At 45.4% G+C, this 240-nt stretch carries 1 protein-coding gene; it reads right to left on the bottom strand.

Annotated elements, in window-relative coordinates; all coding sequences use genetic code 11:
- Positions 1–232 (bottom strand): DDE-type integrase/transposase/recombinase (locus tag IEQ44_RS18390; protein WP_369074447.1); only part of this gene is annotated, 232 nt, incomplete at its 3' end.
- Positions 233–240: the final 8 nt, after the last annotated feature.

Genomic DNA, 240 nt, shown 5'->3' on the forward strand with positions numbered 1-240 from the left:
GTGCTATTTCGCGCATTACCTCGTTGCGGAACTCGGATCCATTGTCCGATAGCATACGTCTGGGGATGTTGTATCTACAGAATATGTTGTTAACCAATGCCTTGGCTACCGTATCTGCAGCCTTGTTTTGTAGTGGGACTAGGACTGTGTACTTTGACAGATAATCTACTGCCGTGAGTACATAATTGGAACCTTGATGGCTCGTTGGCATTTTAAGTAGATCAATGCCCAGTGTTTCCC

This window comes from Nocardioides malaquae (genome assembly GCF_015070385.1).
In the GTDB taxonomy this organism is placed as follows: Bacteria; Actinomycetota; Actinomycetes; order Propionibacteriales; family Nocardioidaceae; genus Nocardioides; species Nocardioides malaquae.